Annotated in this window: 13 protein-coding genes; 6 read left to right on the top strand and 7 right to left on the bottom strand. The window is 71.1% G+C overall.

Annotation, left to right across the window (positions count from 1 at the left end):
* Nucleotides 1-170 precede the first annotated feature (170 nt).
* The 6 genes from OG595_RS07665 to OG595_RS07640 all read right to left on the bottom strand — a co-directional run bounded on the left by OG595_RS07665 (nt 171) and on the right by OG595_RS07640 (nt 7879).
* Nucleotides 171-1670 (bottom strand): GMC family oxidoreductase, encoded by a 1500-nt coding sequence (locus tag OG595_RS07665; protein ID WP_329269284.1) that lies wholly within the window; start codon nt 1668-1670, stop codon nt 171-173.
* Nucleotides 1667-2038, bottom strand: a complete 372-nt coding sequence (locus OG595_RS07660) for a hypothetical protein (protein ID WP_329269283.1) — start codon at nt 2036-2038, stop codon at nt 1667-1669. The genes OG595_RS07665 and OG595_RS07660 overlap by 4 nt, the downstream gene beginning before the upstream one ends.
* A complete protein-coding gene (locus tag OG595_RS07655) occupies nt 2035-3468 on the bottom strand; it encodes an aspartate aminotransferase family protein (RefSeq protein WP_329269282.1) in 1434 nt (477 codons plus the stop codon). Before OG595_RS07655 ends, OG595_RS07660 begins: the two co-directional genes overlap by 4 nt.
* The gene (locus OG595_RS07650; RefSeq protein ID WP_329269280.1) at nt 3461-4924 is read right to left on the bottom strand and encodes an NAD(P)/FAD-dependent oxidoreductase; all 1464 of its coding nucleotides are present in this window, start codon (nt 4922-4924) and stop codon (nt 3461-3463) included. Before OG595_RS07650 ends, OG595_RS07655 begins: the two co-directional genes overlap by 8 nt.
* A complete protein-coding gene (locus OG595_RS07645) occupies nt 4921-6003 on the bottom strand; it encodes a glycosyltransferase family 2 protein (protein WP_329269278.1) in 1083 nt (360 codons plus the stop codon). The genes OG595_RS07650 and OG595_RS07645 overlap by 4 nt, the downstream gene beginning before the upstream one ends.
* A gap of 616 nt (nt 6004-6619) precedes the next feature.
* On the bottom strand, nt 6620-7879 hold the full coding sequence (locus tag OG595_RS07640) for a helix-turn-helix domain-containing protein (protein ID WP_329269277.1): 1260 nt from the start codon (nt 7877-7879) through the stop codon (nt 6620-6622).
* 304 nt (nt 7880-8183) lie between these two features.
* Between OG595_RS07640 and OG595_RS07635 the strand changes: the two genes are divergently transcribed.
* From OG595_RS07635 to OG595_RS07610, 6 genes are all read left to right on the top strand, one after another.
* On the top strand, nt 8184-8396 hold the full coding sequence (locus OG595_RS07635; protein ID WP_329269275.1) for a hypothetical protein: 213 nt from the start codon (nt 8184-8186) through the stop codon (nt 8394-8396).
* A gap of 726 nt (nt 8397-9122) precedes the next feature.
* Entirely contained in the window at nt 9123-9932 is an 810-nt protein-coding gene (locus tag OG595_RS07630; protein ID WP_329269273.1) for a phytanoyl-CoA dioxygenase family protein, read from the top strand.
* Nucleotides 9933-9964: 32 nt separating this feature from the next.
* Nucleotides 9965-11023, top strand: coding sequence for a polysaccharide deacetylase family protein (locus tag OG595_RS07625; protein ID WP_329269271.1), 1059 nt, complete (start codon nt 9965-9967; stop codon nt 11021-11023).
* Nucleotides 11024-11388: 365 nt separating this feature from the next.
* The gene (locus OG595_RS07620; RefSeq protein WP_329269270.1) at nt 11389-12573 is read left to right on the top strand and encodes a glycosyltransferase; all 1185 of its coding nucleotides are present in this window, start codon (nt 11389-11391) and stop codon (nt 12571-12573) included.
* Nucleotides 12574-12690: 117 nt separating this feature from the next.
* Nucleotides 12691-14139 carry an MATE family efflux transporter gene (locus OG595_RS07615; RefSeq protein WP_329269267.1) on the top strand — a complete coding sequence of 483 codons (1449 nt, stop codon included), beginning with the start codon at nt 12691-12693 and terminating at the stop codon, nt 14137-14139.
* A gap of 29 nt (nt 14140-14168) precedes the next feature.
* Nucleotides 14169-15428 carry a D-arabinono-1,4-lactone oxidase gene (locus OG595_RS07610; protein ID WP_329269265.1) on the top strand — a complete coding sequence of 420 codons (1260 nt, stop codon included), beginning with the start codon at nt 14169-14171 and terminating at the stop codon, nt 15426-15428.
* 68 nt (nt 15429-15496) lie between these two features.
* Here OG595_RS07610 and OG595_RS07605 read toward each other — a convergent pair whose 3' ends face one another.
* Nucleotides 15497-16489 carry an aldo/keto reductase gene (locus OG595_RS07605; protein ID WP_329269262.1) on the bottom strand — a complete coding sequence of 331 codons (993 nt, stop codon included), beginning with the start codon at nt 16487-16489 and terminating at the stop codon, nt 15497-15499.
* Nucleotides 16490-16507: the final 18 nt, after the last annotated feature.

Here is a 16507-nt window from a genome sequence, read left to right as displayed (position 1 = left end):
CGCCCTCCGGCGGTACGCCCGGGTCGTGGACCGGCGGGCCGGGTGGCGCCGGCGGCCCGGGACCGTGGCCGGCCACCCGGGCACGGCCTGCGCCAGATCGTGAACGCGCCCCTGTCCGCCGGGGCGCCCGCGGCCGGCCGCGCGTGGCTCTCCTCCTGTCCGACGGGCCGTCATGTTCCGCTCTTCCCTTCGCCGTTGTTGAACCGGGCGACGATCTCGTGGGCGAACGCCATGATCGTTCCCTGGGGGCTGATGCCGGTGACGCCCGGCAGGACGCCCGCGTCGCAGACCCGCAGCCCCTCGAAGCCGTACGGCCTGCCGTACGCGTCGCACACTCCGCCGCGGTCGGCCCTGCCCATACGCGTCGACGCCATGCCGTGCACCGACACCAGCTCCCAGTCGCCCGGCCCGACCCGCCGGCAGAACTCCTCGACGTCGGACGGTCCGCCCAGGGCCGGCGCCGAGGACACCGGCGGGGTCACGTCCAGGGCGCCCGCGGCGAACAGCACGCGCGCGGTGACGCGGAACGCCTCGCGCAGCGTGCTGTGGTCGAGCGCCGTCATGCCGTGGCGTACCAGCACACCGCCGCCGGGCAGCGCCCGTACCGCCGCCGTGCCGTGCAGCCTGACCTGGGTGGTGTAGACGCCCAGCCGGTCGTAGTCGGCGAGGAAACGCTCCACCTCCGCGGGGGAGCGGCCGGCCAGCGCCGCGGCGAGCGTTCCGCGCGAGACGTTGGACGGCATCATGAGAATGCCCCGGTCGCTGAACTCCTGGAGCTGCGCGGTGAAGATGGTGCCGCGCTCCGCCGTCACCTCGTGAGGGAAGCGGGCCACCGCGCGCAGATTGACGTGCAGGGCCAACTCCCTTCCCGCACGGCGCTGTTGGATGCCGCTGCGCTGGAGCAGGGCGGGCGAGCCGAGCGGTCCGGCCGCGAGGAAGACCGCGCGGGCCCGGTGGACGGTGCGCACGCCGTCCGGACCGGCCGCGAGGACTCCGCGCACGGTGCGGCCGTCGTGCAGGATGCGCAGGACGCGGGTGTCGGGGAGGATCCGCGCGCCCAGTCCCTCGGCGCGTGGCAGATAGCTGACGGCCATGCTCTGCTTGGCGCCGGACGGGCAGCCGGTCGTGCAGCGGTTGCGGTGCGCACAGCCCCGTACCGCGCGATGGGCGTGCTGCCAGCGCCAGCCCAGCAGATCGGCCCCGGCCGCGAGGAGCCGTGAGTCGCGGTTGTCGTCGGCGCCACCGTGGCCCTGCGCGATCGTCCCGAGGCGGCTGCCCACCGTCTTGAGATGGGGCGCGAGATCCGCCGCACGGTAGCCGGTGATGCCCGAGACCGCCGCCCAGCGGGCGAGGAGCGCGGACGGCGGCTCCCACAACAGCCCGCCGTTGACCAGGGTCGTGCCGCCCACGGCGCGCCCTTCGCCGTACGCGATGGTGGGTGTCCCGAAGACGGGCGTCAGCCCGCCGTTGCGGTACAGGGTGCGCATGTTCTCGGCCGGGCTCGCGGCGGCGAGGCGCGCGGTGTCCGCCCGCGGCCCTTCCTCCAGGACCGTCACCTCGCGTCCCGCCGCCGCGAGTTCGAGCGCGGCCACGCTGCCGCCCGCACCTGAGCCGATGACGAGTACGTCCGTCTCGACGGTGCGCCTTCGCCCGCCGGGGAGTGCCCTCATCGTCGTCCCCCGTCCCCTGTGCGGTCGTCGAGCGCGCCCAGCAGCGCGAGCGCCGTGCTCGACCGCACCACCTCGGCGAAGCCGGGCAGCGCGGCCAGGGCCCGCATGCCCCGGCGTCCCTCCTCGCCCGTCGCACCGCGCAGCGCCCGCCCGCCGGTCGTGAGCCGGTACGCCAGTGGCAGCGCTCCCAGCACGGCGGCGTATCCGACGCGGTGGGTCACCGGCAGTGTCCGCAGGGTGCCCAGCACATGTGCCTCGGCGCCGGCGCGGGCGGCGGGGTCGCGCAGACAGGGGTACTGCCGCAGCCAGTACGAGCGCAGACCGCTGGAGCGCAGGCAGGCGCGCAGCACCTTCGGTGCGGGCCTCATCGCGGGCCCCTGCCCGCGGTCGCCTTCTCCCGGACGAAGTCCGCGAGCAGCCGTGGCGCGCCCCGGTCCAGCACCGCGTCGAGGGCGTCCAGGAAGATCCGCGCCTCCTCCTCGCCGGCCACCAGCGGGGGCGCCACGATCAGCGCGATGCTCTGGTTGGAGCCGAAGAAGGTGAGGATGTCGTGGTCCCGGTAGAGCGCGGCGATCACCGCGCCGGTGAGCAGCTTGGCGTAGACCTGCGGGTCCTTGGCCAGTCTGACCGGGACGAGGTCGCGCACGGCCGAGGGCAGGCTGCGGCCCTGGCGCAGGTACAGGCCGTGCAGCGCGCCCCGGCCGGCCGTGCCGGCGACCGTCCTCGGGTGGCGGGCGGCAAGCCCGGCGAGGCCCGGCGCGAGGATCTCACCGAGCTTGCGGGCGCGCCCGGGGAAGTCCTCCTCGACGGCGATCGCCACCGCTTCCAGGGCTGTGGCCGTCTCCTCGCCGAAGCCGTAGTAGGTGGTGCTGTGCAGTGTGGCGTCGCGCAGATTGTCGTAGGCCCGGCGGAAGACCGGTTCCCGCGCGATGTACCCGGAGATGGAGGACTTGCCGCCGCCGAAGGACTTCGACGTCGTCACCACGTCGGGGACCAGGCCCGGGTGGCGCATGAAGTGGAAGAGTTCGCCGGTCCTGCCCCAGCCCGTGTACACCTCGTCGAAGACCAGCACGATGTCCAGCTCGGTGCACAGACGCCGTACCTCGTGCAGGAACTCGGCGGAGCACTCGCGCAGGCTGGAGGCGCTGAACGGTTCCAGCACCACCGAGTAGACGTCGCTGTGGCCGCGCCCGTCCGTGTGGCGCTCCAGGGCGAGCCGGAAGGACTCGATGTCCCCGTACGCGAAGGAGTCCGTGCCCGGCAGCCGCGGGTACTCGAAGTGGATCTCCGGGGAGGCGGTGAGGCTGCCGGCACCGAGCAGTTTGCCGTGGAAGGCGATGTCGGTGTGCAGCACGGTGCCGCGGCGGCCACCGTGGTACTTGTACGCCAGCTTGACGGCGCCCTCCACGGCCTCGGCGCCCGAGTTGGGGAAGTACGAGATGTTCAGGTCACCCGGGAGCAGCGCGGCGAGGTTGTGGCCGAGCGCGGCGACATAGGGGGACAGGTAGTTCTTGTGGACCTCCATGCGCCGCTCCGCGCGGAAGCGGTCGCGGGCCTTCAGGATGCGGGGGTGGTTGTGGCCGTGGTTCAGGACGCCCACCCCGCCGGTGAAGTCCAGGATGCGTCGCCCGTCCCGCAGGTGTATCCAGGCGCCCTCGGCACTCTCGACGAGGTCACGGCCGAAACCGAAGGTGCCGATGAGGGAGACCTGGCTGCGGCTGACGTATCTGCCGTACAGATCGTGGACCTGGTCGATGCCGAGGCGTTCGGCCTGGTCGAGGGTGAGCAGGTCAGGCACGGGACGTCTCCTTCGTGTGCGGCGCGCCCACCGCGGCGCCGGTGCGCAGCCGGTCGGCGATCAGCCGGCCGGCCCTGCGGCCCTCGCGCACGGCGTAGTTGGTGCCCCGGTCCTCCGGGAAGACCTGCGCCATGCTCGCCAGGTACAGGCCGCTGAGCCGGGTCTGGAGCGGGGGTACGTCCCGGGTGTAGTTCGGGGTGATCACGGGCTGGGCGTACTCGGCACGCCAGACGTGATGGTTCTCGACCCAGCTGCGGTCGAAGCCGGGGAACATCCGGCGCAGGTGCGGGAGGCTGTGTTCGAAGACCTCCTCGTCGCTCATCCGGTACAGCTCGGCGTCGGCCGGGAGGTACTTGGAGAGATAGACGACGTGACGGCCGCCGTAGTGCTCCGGGGTGTCCATGTTGGTGTGCTCGATCACGCCGACGTAGGGGAACGCCGGGTCGTTGACGTTCAGCCAGTAGGTGTCGGAGAGCCTGCGGTTGTTCTCCAGGACCAGGCAGACGTTGGCCAGGTAGCGGATGCCGCGCAGTTGCCGCACGAGTGCCGGGACCGCGGGGTGGCGCGCGGGGGCCCCGGGTCCGGTGGCGTCCGCGGGATCGAGCAGCTGTGCCGCCTGCGCGGGCGCGTTGGTGAGCAGCACGTGCCGTGCCCGCAGGACGGCGCCGTCACCGGTGCGTACGCCGGTGACGCCGGTGTCGTCGGTGAGCACGGCGTCGACGGCGGTGGCGGTGCGGATCCGGACACCGGCCTCGATCAGCCGCTGGTGCAGCGCGTCGATCAGGGTCTCGCTGCCGCCGCGCAGGTAGTACAGGACCTCACTGCCCGACCTGGTGCGACTGCCGCCTCGCAGATGGAGCTTGGTCCACATCCAGGTGGCGCCGACCTGGTCGGCGTACGCGCCGAACTTCCCCTCCAGCAGGGGCCGCCACACGACGTCGTAGACCCGGTGGCCGCCGAGCGAGACCAGCCATTCCCTGGCCGTGAGGTGTTCCAGTGAGCGCCAGTCGTGGACCCGGCCGGCGCGCAGGGCCATGAGACCGAGCCGCAGCCGGTCCGGCAGGGACAGCGGGGCGAAGCGCAGCAGGTCCAGGGGGCGGGAGAGGCGGTAGATGGAGTTGGCGTAGTACATGCCGGTGCGGGTGAGGTGGGGCCGCACCGCGTCGGAGATGCCCAGCCGTTCGCACAGGCCGATGATCTCCTGGTCCGAGTCGAACCAGTGGTGGTAGAAGCGCTCGATGCGCCGGTCGCCGCCGACGTCGAAACTGCCCGCCAGGCCCCCGAGTTCCGGCTCCTTCTCCAGGACCGTCACCCGGTGGCCGAGTTCGGCCAGCTCCAGCGCGGCGGCGAGGCCGGTGAAACCGCCGCCGACGACGACGGCGTCCCCGACGTCCGTGTCCCGGTCCCCTTGCCCGTCCTGTCCGTCCTGCCCGTCCAAGGTGTCCTGTGTGTTCATGAGTGCTCCTCAAGGTGGGCGGCGAAGTCCGCCACGGCCCGGCCGCGGCCCGAGTCGATGCGTTCCATGACGAGATAGGGCGGGCGGCCCTGGACCTGGCGGAAGACGCCCAGCAGGTATTCGCCCAGGACACCGCAGGCCAGGGACTGGATCCCGAACGCGCCCAGCGCGGCGGCCTGCCGGGCGCTGCCGCGGACCACGCCGATGCCGCCGGCCCCCAGCAGCGACGCGACCCCGACGTACGTGGGAATGCGCAACGGCAGGGCGGCGGTGCCCGAGAGGACGCCGGTGCGGGAGAGCGCCAGCATCTTGCGCAGCGTGTACTTGGTGGTGCCCGCGGCACGGGGGTCGCGGGCGTAGGAGATGCTCGTCTCGGGGAAGCCGGCCCAGCTGATCTGACCGCGCAGGAACAGTTCCCTGTCCCCGAGCGAGGTCACGAAGTCGACGACCCTGCGGTCGAGGAGACGGAAGTCGCCCGTGTCGAGCGCGACGGGCTGGTCACTGATCCGGGACAGCAGGCGGTAGTACAGATAGGCCGTGGCCTTCTTCCGGCGGGTCTCGCCGTGCCGGGTGGCGCGGCGCGCGGACACCACCGACCAGCCCTTGAACCACTCCTCCACCATGCCCGCGATGAGTTCGGGCGGGTCCTGGAGGTCCGCGTCCATCAGGACGACGGCATCGCCCCCGGCCTCGGCGAGACCTGCCAGACACGAGGCCTGATGCCCGAAGTTGCGGCTGAAGCGGACCCCGCGTACCTGGGGGGAGTGCGGGCCCGTGGGGGTGTCGGCGATGAGCTTCTGGATGAGCGTCCAGGTCGCGTCGGTGCTTCCGTCGTCGACGTAGACGATCTCGTGCGGCAGGTCGCGCAGGGCGCGGGTGAGACGTTCGTGGGTGCGCCCGAGTACTTGTTCCTCGTTGTAGCAGGGCAGGACGACGCTGATGAGATACGAGCGTGGCGGTATGCCGCTCGGCTGTTGCGTGGCGATGGGAACCCTCCTTGCGGTGCGGCTCGGAGCAGGCCTGCATGCGCTGTACGGGGTCGCGGTCTCGGTCCGGAGTAGTAGGCAATAGTTTGCCAAGGTTGGCACACCTAAGGCAACCCCATGAGGGGGTGAGTCACAGGAGGGACATCCGACAACACCTCGAACCGCCCCGTACGGAACCTGGAGCGGGGGTGGGCGCGTACGGAGACCGGGCCCCGGGATGGCGGGCGCGCGCCGGTTCGTCGGCGAGGAGGTGGGCGTGCGCGTGCCGCGTGTCCGGCTTCGCCGACGAGTGCGACTCGCCGCGGCGGCGTCCTGTCGGCCGAACTCCCCGGGCGCACGCGCACGCGGGCCGGCCGTCAGGCCACGGCGGCGCTCACCGCGCCGCGCCGGGCCCGGCCTCGGTCACGGTTTCGGGGTCTTCCACGTCGGCCTGCGGCTGACGGAGGCGGATGTCGCTCTCGGCGACCTCGTCCGCCCGGTGGAGCGGCCGGGGTGCCGTGCGGGTTTCACCCTGGTGGGCCGGCGGAACTCGGCCGGGCGCACATCACGCGGCGCCCATGGCCGAGTTGCCTCACTTCCGGCCCGCTGGAGCACCGGGTCGTCGGACCACGGGAGCGCCGGGTCACTGACCGCGATCGACCGCTGAGGCCTGTCCGGGGCCGTCCCCCGGGGCGCGGTCAGTGACCTGTCACGACTTCGGCCGCAGGCCTCAGTGTCCGGTCGCCCCGGGCCTGTCCGCCTGCTGCTCGCGGCGGGCGCGGGTGGCGTCCTCCAGGGACTCGGCGAGGATGCGCCAGATCTCGGCGGCCAGATCGATGTTGGACTGCTGACGGGCCTGTTCGCCCAGCTCCTTGAGGCGTTGGATGCCCTCGTCCTCACGGCCTTCCAGGATCATCAGGCGTGCGTCGAGGATGTGGAGCCTGACCTGGTCCCGGTACGTCAGGCGCAGTTCGTCGCCGTGGAGCCGGGCGTGGAGGGTGCGCGCGTCCGCGTAGCGGCCCTGCTCGAAGGCCAGGTGTGTCTGGAGGGTCAGCAGCTCCTGGCGCAGTACGGGCGTGCCCACCAGGGCGAGTGCGCTGGCCGCCGCCTCCAGGCACTCGTGCGCACGGTCGGTCTGCGGAGGGGTGCTCTGCAGGTGCAGGGAGGCCGCGGCCAGCCGCAGCCGTGCCCACAACGTCAGGTCGACGTTGCTGTCCAACTGCTTCATGGCCTGTTCGAGATAGCCGCGCGCGACCTCGTGGTCGCCCTGCCGGAACCGTACGGTGGCGGCCGACCACAGGGCTTCGGCGGCCAGGGGATCGGACCGCCCCGCCACCAGCTGGACCAGTTCGTCGACGTGCGCCCGGGCATCGGGCAGCCGACCCGCCTCCGCCTCCACGGAGACGAGCGTGAGCAGTGAGCCTCCGGTGTCGGTGACGGACAGCTCGGCCTTCTTGGCCAGCTGGTACGCGTTGACGGCGATGTCGAGCGCCCTGGGCACCTCGCCCGTCGACCGCAGCGCGCGGGCGAGTTGGAACCTGGCCCTGCACTGCAGTTCGGGCAGGGCGAGTTCGTCGGCGACCCGCATCAGCTCCTCCAGGCATGCCCGCTCCTCGTCCCGCCGGCCGTGGCGCTGCCAGTAGCGGGAGATCAGCCACAGTGCCTGCCAGCGCATGAAAGGCGCTTCCTCGCGCACCTGCGCGAGCACGGCGATGAGGTTCGCGATCCCCTCGTCACCGTCCGTGGACGTCGCGATGGACAGGGCCTGGGCGAGTGAGCCGCCACTGGGAGGAGTGTCGAAGGCGGACCGGTCCACCCCCAGTACCTGGGCGACGTACGTGACCACGCGCTCGGTGGGCTGGCGGGCGCCAGATTCCAGGCGTGACAAGTACCCGGTCGAGATTTCCTCGCCCGCGAGAGAGGCCTGTGACAGCCCACGCTCCACCCGGAGCTCTTTGAGGCGTCGTCCGAAAGTCGGCTGTTCCAGCATGTGAATCTCACTATCAGTGCATACGACGACAGGTAGCGGCTCGACCTCCCCCGCGGCTCTCGGCGAGCACAAAAACGTACTGATTTACGGCGGATCCTATCGCCCCGTAAATATTTCGGCAAGTAACTTGCCTGCCCGGTTGCCAGACGCTCCGTGAGGGCGTGAACGATCGATGACAGCTAGTTGCCAACTTCTAGGCAAATCGTTGCCAAGGCTCGCCCGTTCCGGATACGTTGATCGTGGCTTCGGGGTCGCTGGGCCCTCGAAGTCCGCACTCACCTGTGCCTTCATTAGGGAAGCCGACATGTACAAGCGTTTCCGCACCGTGTCCGCCGCAACTCTCTCCGTCATCACCTTGGGTGCTTTGACACCCGTTTCGCTGGAGGTCATCGACTGGCCCAAAATAGAGAGCGCTGTCACTCATGCTGCCAGCGCCGATGACGGGATTGACTGGCCCAAGGCAGAGAGCGCTCTCACTTCTGCCAAGGCTGGCAACGACGACATCGACTGGCCGTAACCGCGGTCGCGGGGGTCGTCCGTCGCCACGGGCGGTACGGCCGATGTCCCCGACCCCCTTCCGCTCCGCCCACTTTCCGGCCTCGCCCTCCGCGGCGTCACCGAGCAACGCAACGGCGGGCCGCGCCGTCCCGGGCGTCGGCCGGCGGCGGGGTGCTTCTCCCGGGTGTGACCCGGCGAGGAAGCCGTCGTCCCCCCATCGCGGGGCCGTGTCACTGATCCGCTCCCCGCCCGCGCCGGCAGACAACGCGCCGTGCCCGCTCGTCGGTCACCGGCCGCCGGTCACCGGTCGCCGCGCCGGCCCGTGGGCACGTTCCGGTCGCACCCGCCCTGCCCGCGCGACAGCGGCAAGCGAGGGTTCCGCCCGAACGGCCGCCCGGATCGCGGCGCCCCGACCGCACGTGCCGTAGCACTCACCCGGACGTCCCGCGCGCCGGCCCCGTCGGGTCCGGCGCGCCCGGTGCCGTTCCGCGTCGGGCACCGCTCACCCGGGCCCGGCCCGTCGCCCGCACAACGCAATCGCCGTCTCTGGTGGCGTCCGGGGCGAACCGTCCGGTGCTCTCCGCCACGGCACGCCCTCCGGAGAGCCGCCCGGTCCATCCACCCGGTCCATGTGACCGGTCCGTCCATCCGGTCCACCGGGCCGCACCGCCGGGCGGAGGCCGTCCATGTTCTCCGGCCCCGCCCTGTCATCTTTCCCCGACATCCCGAACAGGAGCGCGCTTTCATGACTCCGAACCTCACCCTCCCCGTCGAACGGACGCTGCGTCTGAGCGACGAGCAGATCGACCGGTTCGCCCGGCTCGGCTATCTGGTCCTGCCGGGATTCCTCCCCGACGAGCTGGCCGCGCGGCTGCGGCGCGAGGCCGACCGCTGGGTCGACGAAGGGCTGCGGGAGAAGTCGATCGCCTCGTGCGTCGACCCCGACACCCACGGACTCCCGCCCGTCATGGAGCTGGAGCTCGCGGCACACGGTGAACTCGTCGGACACGAACCGCTGTTGGACGTGCTCAGCCAGGTCATGGGCCCCGACTTCGTCTTCCACCATCTGCACAGCGACCGGCAGCGGCCCGACGTGCCGGGCAAACCCTGGCACCACGACTACGAGCAGCGCCCGCAGACCGACCGGAACCACGCCATGATCCACACGCTGCACTACCTGGACGGCCTCGGCCCCGACACGTCCGCCCTCGTCGTGCTGCCCGGATCGCACCTCGAAGTGGCCGGCAAGGACGCCCGCGGGCACCTGGGCACCGCCGAACTGCCGGGCGAGGCCGTCATCGACCACCTGCCGCCCGGCTCCACCGTCGTCCTGCACTCCGCCCTGTTCCACGCCCGCCGGCCGGCGCGCGGGGGCCTGAGCGGCAGGGACCGTTACTTCGTCGACGCCTCGTACTGCCAGGTCGGCACCGCGTGGCCGCCGGTGAAGCCGTACTGGCGGCACATGCTGCGCCGGGCCCGGGCCCTCGGCCTCGACCGGGGCCGGCCCGAACTGTTCGCGGAGCGCCACTTCACGGAGTACACCGGCCCCGCGTGAGTCACCGCTGTCACAACCGGAGGAGGAACGCCATGCTGTATGCGGGAATCGCCTGGGGCGCGGGCGGATACGAGATCGAGGTGGTCGGCGCGGACGGTGCGACGGCCGCGCCCCGGGCGCGGTTCGGCGCGGACCGCGTCGCGGACATGGCCGGCCATCTGCGCGGTCTCGGCCCGGAGTTGACCACTGTGGTGGAGAGCACCAACGGGATACTCGACGGTCGGCTCATGGCCGCCGGCCTCACGGTGTTCCGCGCCGACCCCCCACTCCTGCCGCCGAGACCGGGGTTCGGGTCGGTGCCGGCCGCCGAGATCGCCCGGGCCGCCGCCGGCGCCCCGTCCGCCCTGGCGCGTCTGATACGCACTCGCGGCACTCAGACCGGCCGGGAGCCGGAGTTGGCGGCGTGGATCGAGGGCACGGCGTCGGAGGTGGCACGGCTGACCGCCGAGGGACGTCTGCTGAGCCACGGCGGGCGCGACCGCAAGGAGATCGCGCTCACCTTCGACGACGGGCCGCAGCCGGGCAACACCGAACGCGTCCTGGACGTCCTCGAACGCTACGGCGTGCCGGCGACGTTCTTCTGCGTCGGCATGAACGCCCGTGCCCACCCCGACATCCTCACGCGGATGCGGGAACAGGGACACGGGTTCGGCAACCACACCTGGTCGCACCCGTTCCTGCCCGAGCTGACGCGGTCCCAGCTCACCGAGCAGATCGAACGCACCCAGGAGGCCATCGCCGAGGCGGCCGGCGGCCCCGCGCCGACGGTGTTCCGGCCGCCGTACGGGTCGCGCACCCCGGAAGTCCTCGGCTGGCTCGCCGAGTCCGGGCTGACGACCGCGCTGTGGGACGTGGTGCCCGACGACTGGGCGATGCCCGGTGCGGACGCCGTCGCCCGTACCGTGCTCGACCAGGCGCGGCCGGGTTCCGTCGTGCTGCTGCACGACGGTGGCGGTGACCGCTCGCAGACGGTGGAAGCACTGCCCGCCGTGATCGAGGGCCTGCTCGGACGCGGCTACCGTTTCACCCTCGTGGACGAGATGACGGCCCGCGTCGACGAGCCCGCGCGGACCGCGGTTCCCGCCGCGTAACCGGACGCCGGTCACGAGCCGTCCCGGGGTGGGACTCCCGCACCGGTGAGCCCCGCCCCGGGAACGGACGACTCGATGCACCGGCTCGGTGCGGAGCCGCCCGCCCGGGTGCCCGCATCCGGCCCTTCTGCTGCCGAGCCATCGACAGAGCTTCCTGTGAGCGGGTGTCACCGCGCACGGGGAGCTCTTCCGTCTGTCCGGCGTACACGCGTCAGCGGTGCCGGCCCGGCTGTCTCCGGTCGGCCGGAAGGGTCTCGGCAACCCATTGTCAATCTAGGCAACATTGTGCCAAGCTTCTCTTGTTGAAGCCCCCCGGTCCCTTCGTCGGACCGGGGAGGACACACGACTTCGTAGGAGGAGCAGGCATGGGTGCCCCGAAGTTCAGCATCGTCATTCCGTACAAGCAGCGCCTGGACAATGTCAGGCTCGCCCTCGCCGCGCTCGCCGAACAGACGATGGACCGTTCGGAGTTCGAGGTCGTCGTCGGTGCGCTGGAGTACTCCCCGGAGTTCACCGCCGTGTGCGAGGAGTTCTCGGACCGTCTCGACATCATCACGGTGATGTCGGGCGCCGAGTGGAATCTCTGCCATGCGCGGAACCTGGCACTGCGGCAGATCTCCGGGCAGGTCCTCGTCGTTCTCGACGCGGACATGGTGGTGCCCTCCAGGTTCCTGGAGAACCTCTACACCCGCTACTTCCAGCACGGGCAGAAGATCTGCGTGGTCGGCCAGATGATCGGCTACGACGACGTCATCAGGCGTGACGTGGAGAGCGTCGAAGTCCTCCCGTTCAGCGACTACCGGAAGGTCCTCGCGAAGCTGGAGACGGAGGGCAACGTCCAGCTGGACTCCCGCTGGACCCCGGAGTACGCGTCGGCCTTCGCGCGCTTCCCCTGGGTCTACGCCTGCGGCGCCCTCGTCGCCGTACCCGCGGAGATCGTCAAGGAGCACGGCCTCACCTACGAGGAGGGCTTCCGCGGCTGGGGCCCCGAGGACCAGGAATGGGCCCGCCGGGTCTCCCGCACGGGCACGCCCATCGTGCTGGGGGAAGGCGTCTACGGCGTCCACCTCCCGCACCCGCGCAACCAGGTGGACCAGTCCGAGACGGAGATCGTCAACTGGCGGTACTACCTCGCCAAGTGGCCCGTCCTGGACGTGGAGATGGCCATCGCCTACGAGCAGCTCGAAGCGGACCGGCTCTATCCGGACGCCGAGCGCGAGGTGGCCGCCGCCGTTCCCGTCGACGGGCAGCAGCTGGGTGTCGTGCGTGGCACGGTCAACGGCCGCAGTGTCCTCGTGGTCGGCGCCGCCATCGACTCCCGGACGCACGCGCCCGCCCCCTCGATCGGCACGATGTTCGACGACCAGACCCCACGCGAGGTGCTCCCGCTGGCCGGGCTCGCCCTGCCCTACCCCGACCAGAGCATCGACGAGTGCCGCGTCCTGCCGCCCGTCCTCGAACTGAGCACGCGGTTCCGCGACACGATCCTCAAGGAAGCCGAGCGCGTCGCTCTCAAGCTCGTGGATCCGGTGGCCGAAGAGCTGCGCTGAGACCGCGCCGCCGGCCCGGCCCGTCGCGGACCGGGGGAGGACACGAGACCGCCTCCCCCGGTCCACCCGCGCGGGCCCACAGTTGTGAACTCCAACGCACTCGGAAGGTAAGGCGGCATGACCGTGACGCATACGGCGTACGGCGCGGGAGGGCCGACGCCCAGCGGTTTCAGGCTGGCACTCGACCGCAGGTTCATAGCGTTGCTGTGCACCACGGCTGTTCCTGTGACACTGCAGTCCCTCATGTCGTCGTCCAGGACGATTGTCGACGCGCTGTTCGTGTCGCACCTGGGCACCGACGAGATAGCCGCCATCGGCTATGCCACCCGCGTCGTCTTCATCGTCATCATGGCCATGCTGGGAACGGCCGACGGCGGCGCGGTCATAGTCGCGCAGTTCTGGGGCAGTGGCAGTGTGCAGAAGGCCCGCCAGGCCACGGCGTTGACCGTCGTGATCGCCGTCGCGATCGCCACGGTCGTCAGCGCCGTCTGCTTCGTCTGGGCGCGGCAGATAGTGGCGATAGGCACGGAGAACTCCCATGTGATATCGCTGGGTGCCTCCTACATCAGAACCGTGATTCCGATGATCGTTCCCTTCGCGGTGATCTCGGCACTGGCCGCGAGTCTGCGGTGTCTGGGTCAGGCGAAGATGGCCATGAATTTCGCCCTGGTCGGCGTACTTCTCCACGTGGCTCTGGCCTACGGTCTCGTCTTCGGCAACTGGGGAATGCCCGAACTGGGACTGACCGGCGCGGCCTGGGCGACCGTCATCAGCACCTACGCGGAATGCCTCCTGTTCATCGCGTACATGTACGGCAGGCGCCATCCCATGGCCTTCCGGTTCCGCGACCTCCGGGCCGGTGTCGGCAACGGAATTCTGCGGAAGATCTGGCGGGTCGGCGTTCCGGTGTCCCTCGGGTCGGTGTCGTGGGCGTCCGGAATTCTGGTCTACAGCATCGTCGTCGGCCGTGCCGGCACACAGGAGCTGGCGGTCCTGTCGATGATCAATCCGATCGAGGCCACCGCGGTGGCCTTCGCGAACGGTGTGGCCACGGCGGCAGCGGTGCTCATCGGGAACAGCATCGGGGAAGGTGCCACCGAAGAGCGCACCTGGAGCATGAGCAAGGCGCTGCTGATCTGGAACACGGGCGTCGCCGCCGTGTGCGGTCTGCTGCTGCTTCTGACCAGCTTCTGGGTGGGGAAGATCTACGGGGACATCGACGCCGGGACCATCGGCGTCGCACAGGACACCACTGTCGTCCTGGCATTCGTGTTCATTTTCCGGATGACCTGCATGACGCTGCAGAACGGACTTCTGCGGGCCGGGGGAGACACGGTCTACATATTCAGGGCGGACCTGGCCTGCCAGTGGCTGATCGCCATTCCGCTGACATTCCTCACGGCGCTCGTATGGGATCTCCCGTTCCCGATCGTCTTTCTCGCCATCAACAGCGAGGAAATCGTGAAGGCTGTTGTCAGCGGCTACCGCGTATACCGTCGCAAATGGGTTCAGCGGCTCGTCGAGCCCGTGACGGGAATGGCGAAGGGGCCCGCCCCCATTCACTGAGAACGCGACCGAACCTGATCGGAGCGGATATGTCAAGCCTGTTCGAAACGGCCACCAACTGGGCCGGCAACGTCACGTTCGGTGCCGCACGGTGGCACCGGCCGCAGAGCATCGACGAACTGCGACGGCTCGTCGCGAACAGCGAACGCATACGGGCCGTCGGCAGCGGCCATTCCTTCAGCACCGTCGCCGACACCCGAGGTGACCTGGTCCGCCTCGACGGGCTCCCGCACGTGATCGAGCTCGACACCACGGCCTCGGCCGTCACCGTCTCCGCCGGCCTGCGCTACGCGGACGTCATCCTCGGGCTTGAGCGTGCCGGTTTCGCCCTCGCCAACCTGGCCTCGCTGCCGCACATCTCGATCGCGGGCAGCGTGGCCACCGGCACCCACGGCTCGGGCGACACCCAGCGCTGCCTGGCCGCGTCGGTCCGGGCGCTGCAACTCATCGGCCCCGAAGGCGACATGGTCGAACTGAGCCGGGACGCCGACCCGGACCTGTTCCCCGGCTCGGTGGTGGCACTGGGCGCACTCGGCATCGTCACCCGGCTCACCCTCGACATCGAACCGAGCTACGAGATGGCGCAGAGCGTCCGGGTCGCGGTTCCGCTCGACGAGGTGTCGGCACACTTCGACGCGGTGTCGGGCGCGGCCTACAGCGTCAGTGTGTTCACCGACTGGGGCGGGGACGAGGCCCAGGTCTGGCTCAAGCGCAGAACGGACCGGTCCGACAGCGGCTGGAGCGGTGGCCGCCCCGCCGGGCAGCCGATGAACCCCGTACCCGGCATGCCCCCGGAGTTCAGCACCCGGCAACTCGACGTGCCGGGCCCGTGGTGCGAGCGACTGCCGCACTTCCGGCCCGAGCTGACGCCGGGAGCCGGCGAGGAACTCCAGTCCGAGTACTACCTGCCGCGCGCGGCGGCCCCCGCCGCGATCGCCGCGCTGCGGGGCCTCGGGCAGCGCCTCGCGCCGGCCCTGCACATCGCGGAGGTGCGTACGGTCCGCGCGGACGACCTGTGGCTGAGCCCCGCACACGGCAGGGACTCCGTCACCTTCCACTTCACCTGGGTCAAGGACCTGGAGCGCGTCCGGCCGCTGATCGCCGAGGTCGAGGCCGCCCTGCTGCCGCTCGGTGCCCGGCCGCACTGGGGCAAGCTGACCGCCCTCGCCCCGCGGGACATCGCCGCGCTCTACGAACACATCGATGCCTTCGCGCAGTTGGCCCGGAAGCACGACCCGTCCGGCACGTTCCGCAACGACTTCACGGACAACCTCCTCGGCACCGCGTGACGGTCCCTCGGTACGGCTGTGGCCCACGGGAAACATCCCGTGGGCCACAGCCGTACCCCGCCCCGGTGTCACCAGCGGTGGTGCACCAGGTCCCTGATGCGGCGGTCGTAGAGGTCCTCGACCGCCTTCAGGGTGACCTCGGACAGTTCGGGCAGCAGGGCCGCCCCGGAGTTGCCGCGGGCCTGCTCCGGCGTCCGCGCGCCGGGGATCACGGAGGTCACCCCGGGCTGCTGCACGACCCAGCGCAGCGCGGCCTGCGCCGGGGACACGCCGTCGGGCACGAGCGCGGCGAACTCGACGGCCGCGTCGACGCCCACCGCGTAGTCCACGCCGGAGAACGTCTCACCGACGTCGAACGACTCGCCCCGGCGGTTGTACGCGCGGTGGTCGTCGGCGGCGAAGACCGTGTCCTGACGGTAGCGGCCGGACAGCAGCCCCGAGGCCAGCGGGACCCGGGCGACGATGCCCACCCCGGCCGCCCGGGCCGCCGGCAGGACGCGCTCCAGCGGCTTCCGCCGGAAGGCGTTGACGATGATCTGCACGCTGGCCACACCGGGCCGCGCGATGGCGGTCAGCGCCTCCTCGCAGGTCTCCACACTCACCCCGTACGCCGCCACGCGCCCCTCGTCGACGAGCGTGTCCAGGGCGTCGTACACCGCACCGGCGGAGAAGACGGGCGTGGGCGGGCAGTGCAGCTGGACCAGGTCGAGGGTGTCCACTCCCAGGTTGGCGCGTGAACGGTCCGTCCAGGCACGGAAGTTGTCGAGAGTGAACTCGGACGGCCGCTGCGGGGCGCGCCGCCCCATCTTGGTCGCCACGAGGACACCCCCGGCGCGGGCGGGGCCGAGCTGCCTGAGAAAGGAGCCGATGAGCCGTTCGCTGCGGCCGTCACCGTACACATCCGCCGTGTCGAGGAGCGTCACGCCCGACTCCAGGGCCGCGTCGAGGACGGCGAGGGCCTCGTCCTCGTCCACCGAGCCCCAGTCGGCGCCCAGTTGCCAGGTGCCGAGGCCCACCACCGAGACGCTGCGACCCATCCTGCCGATTTCCCGTCGTTCCACGAGGACCACCTTGCGAGA

This window comes from Streptomyces sp. NBC_01451 (assembly GCF_036227485.1).
GTDB lineage: Bacteria > Actinomycetota > Actinomycetes > Streptomycetales > Streptomycetaceae > Streptomyces.
The sequence above is the reverse complement of the archived record's forward strand: the minus strand, read 5'-3'. Positions and strand labels throughout refer to the sequence as shown.

What these genes read in the sequence shown, in the direction of transcription:
- OG595_RS07665 (WP_329269284.1), bottom strand. Translation starts at nt 1,670, where the DNA reads ATGAGGGCACTCCCCGGCGGGCGAAGGCGCACCGTCGAGACGGACGTA.
- OG595_RS07660 (WP_329269283.1), bottom strand. Translation starts at nt 2,038, where the DNA reads ATGAGGCCCGCACCGAAGGTGCTGCGCGCCTGCCTGCGCTCCAGCGGT.
- OG595_RS07650 (WP_329269280.1), bottom strand. Translation starts at nt 4,924, where the DNA reads ATGAACACACAGGACACCTTGGACGGGCAGGACGGACAGGACGGGCAA.
- OG595_RS07640 (WP_329269277.1), bottom strand. Translation starts at nt 7,879, where the DNA reads ATGCTGGAACAGCCGACTTTCGGACGACGCCTCAAAGAGCTCCGGGTG.
- OG595_RS07635 (WP_329269275.1), top strand. Translation starts at nt 8,184, where the DNA reads ATGTACAAGCGTTTCCGCACCGTGTCCGCCGCAACTCTCTCCGTCATC.
- OG595_RS07630 (WP_329269273.1), top strand. Translation starts at nt 9,123, where the DNA reads ATGACTCCGAACCTCACCCTCCCCGTCGAACGGACGCTGCGTCTGAGC.
- OG595_RS07625 (WP_329269271.1), top strand. Translation starts at nt 9,965, where the DNA reads ATGCTGTATGCGGGAATCGCCTGGGGCGCGGGCGGATACGAGATCGAG.
- OG595_RS07620 (WP_329269270.1), top strand. Translation starts at nt 11,389, where the DNA reads ATGGGTGCCCCGAAGTTCAGCATCGTCATTCCGTACAAGCAGCGCCTG.
- OG595_RS07615 (WP_329269267.1), top strand. Translation starts at nt 12,691, where the DNA reads ATGACCGTGACGCATACGGCGTACGGCGCGGGAGGGCCGACGCCCAGC.
- OG595_RS07610 (WP_329269265.1), top strand. Translation starts at nt 14,169, where the DNA reads ATGTCAAGCCTGTTCGAAACGGCCACCAACTGGGCCGGCAACGTCACG.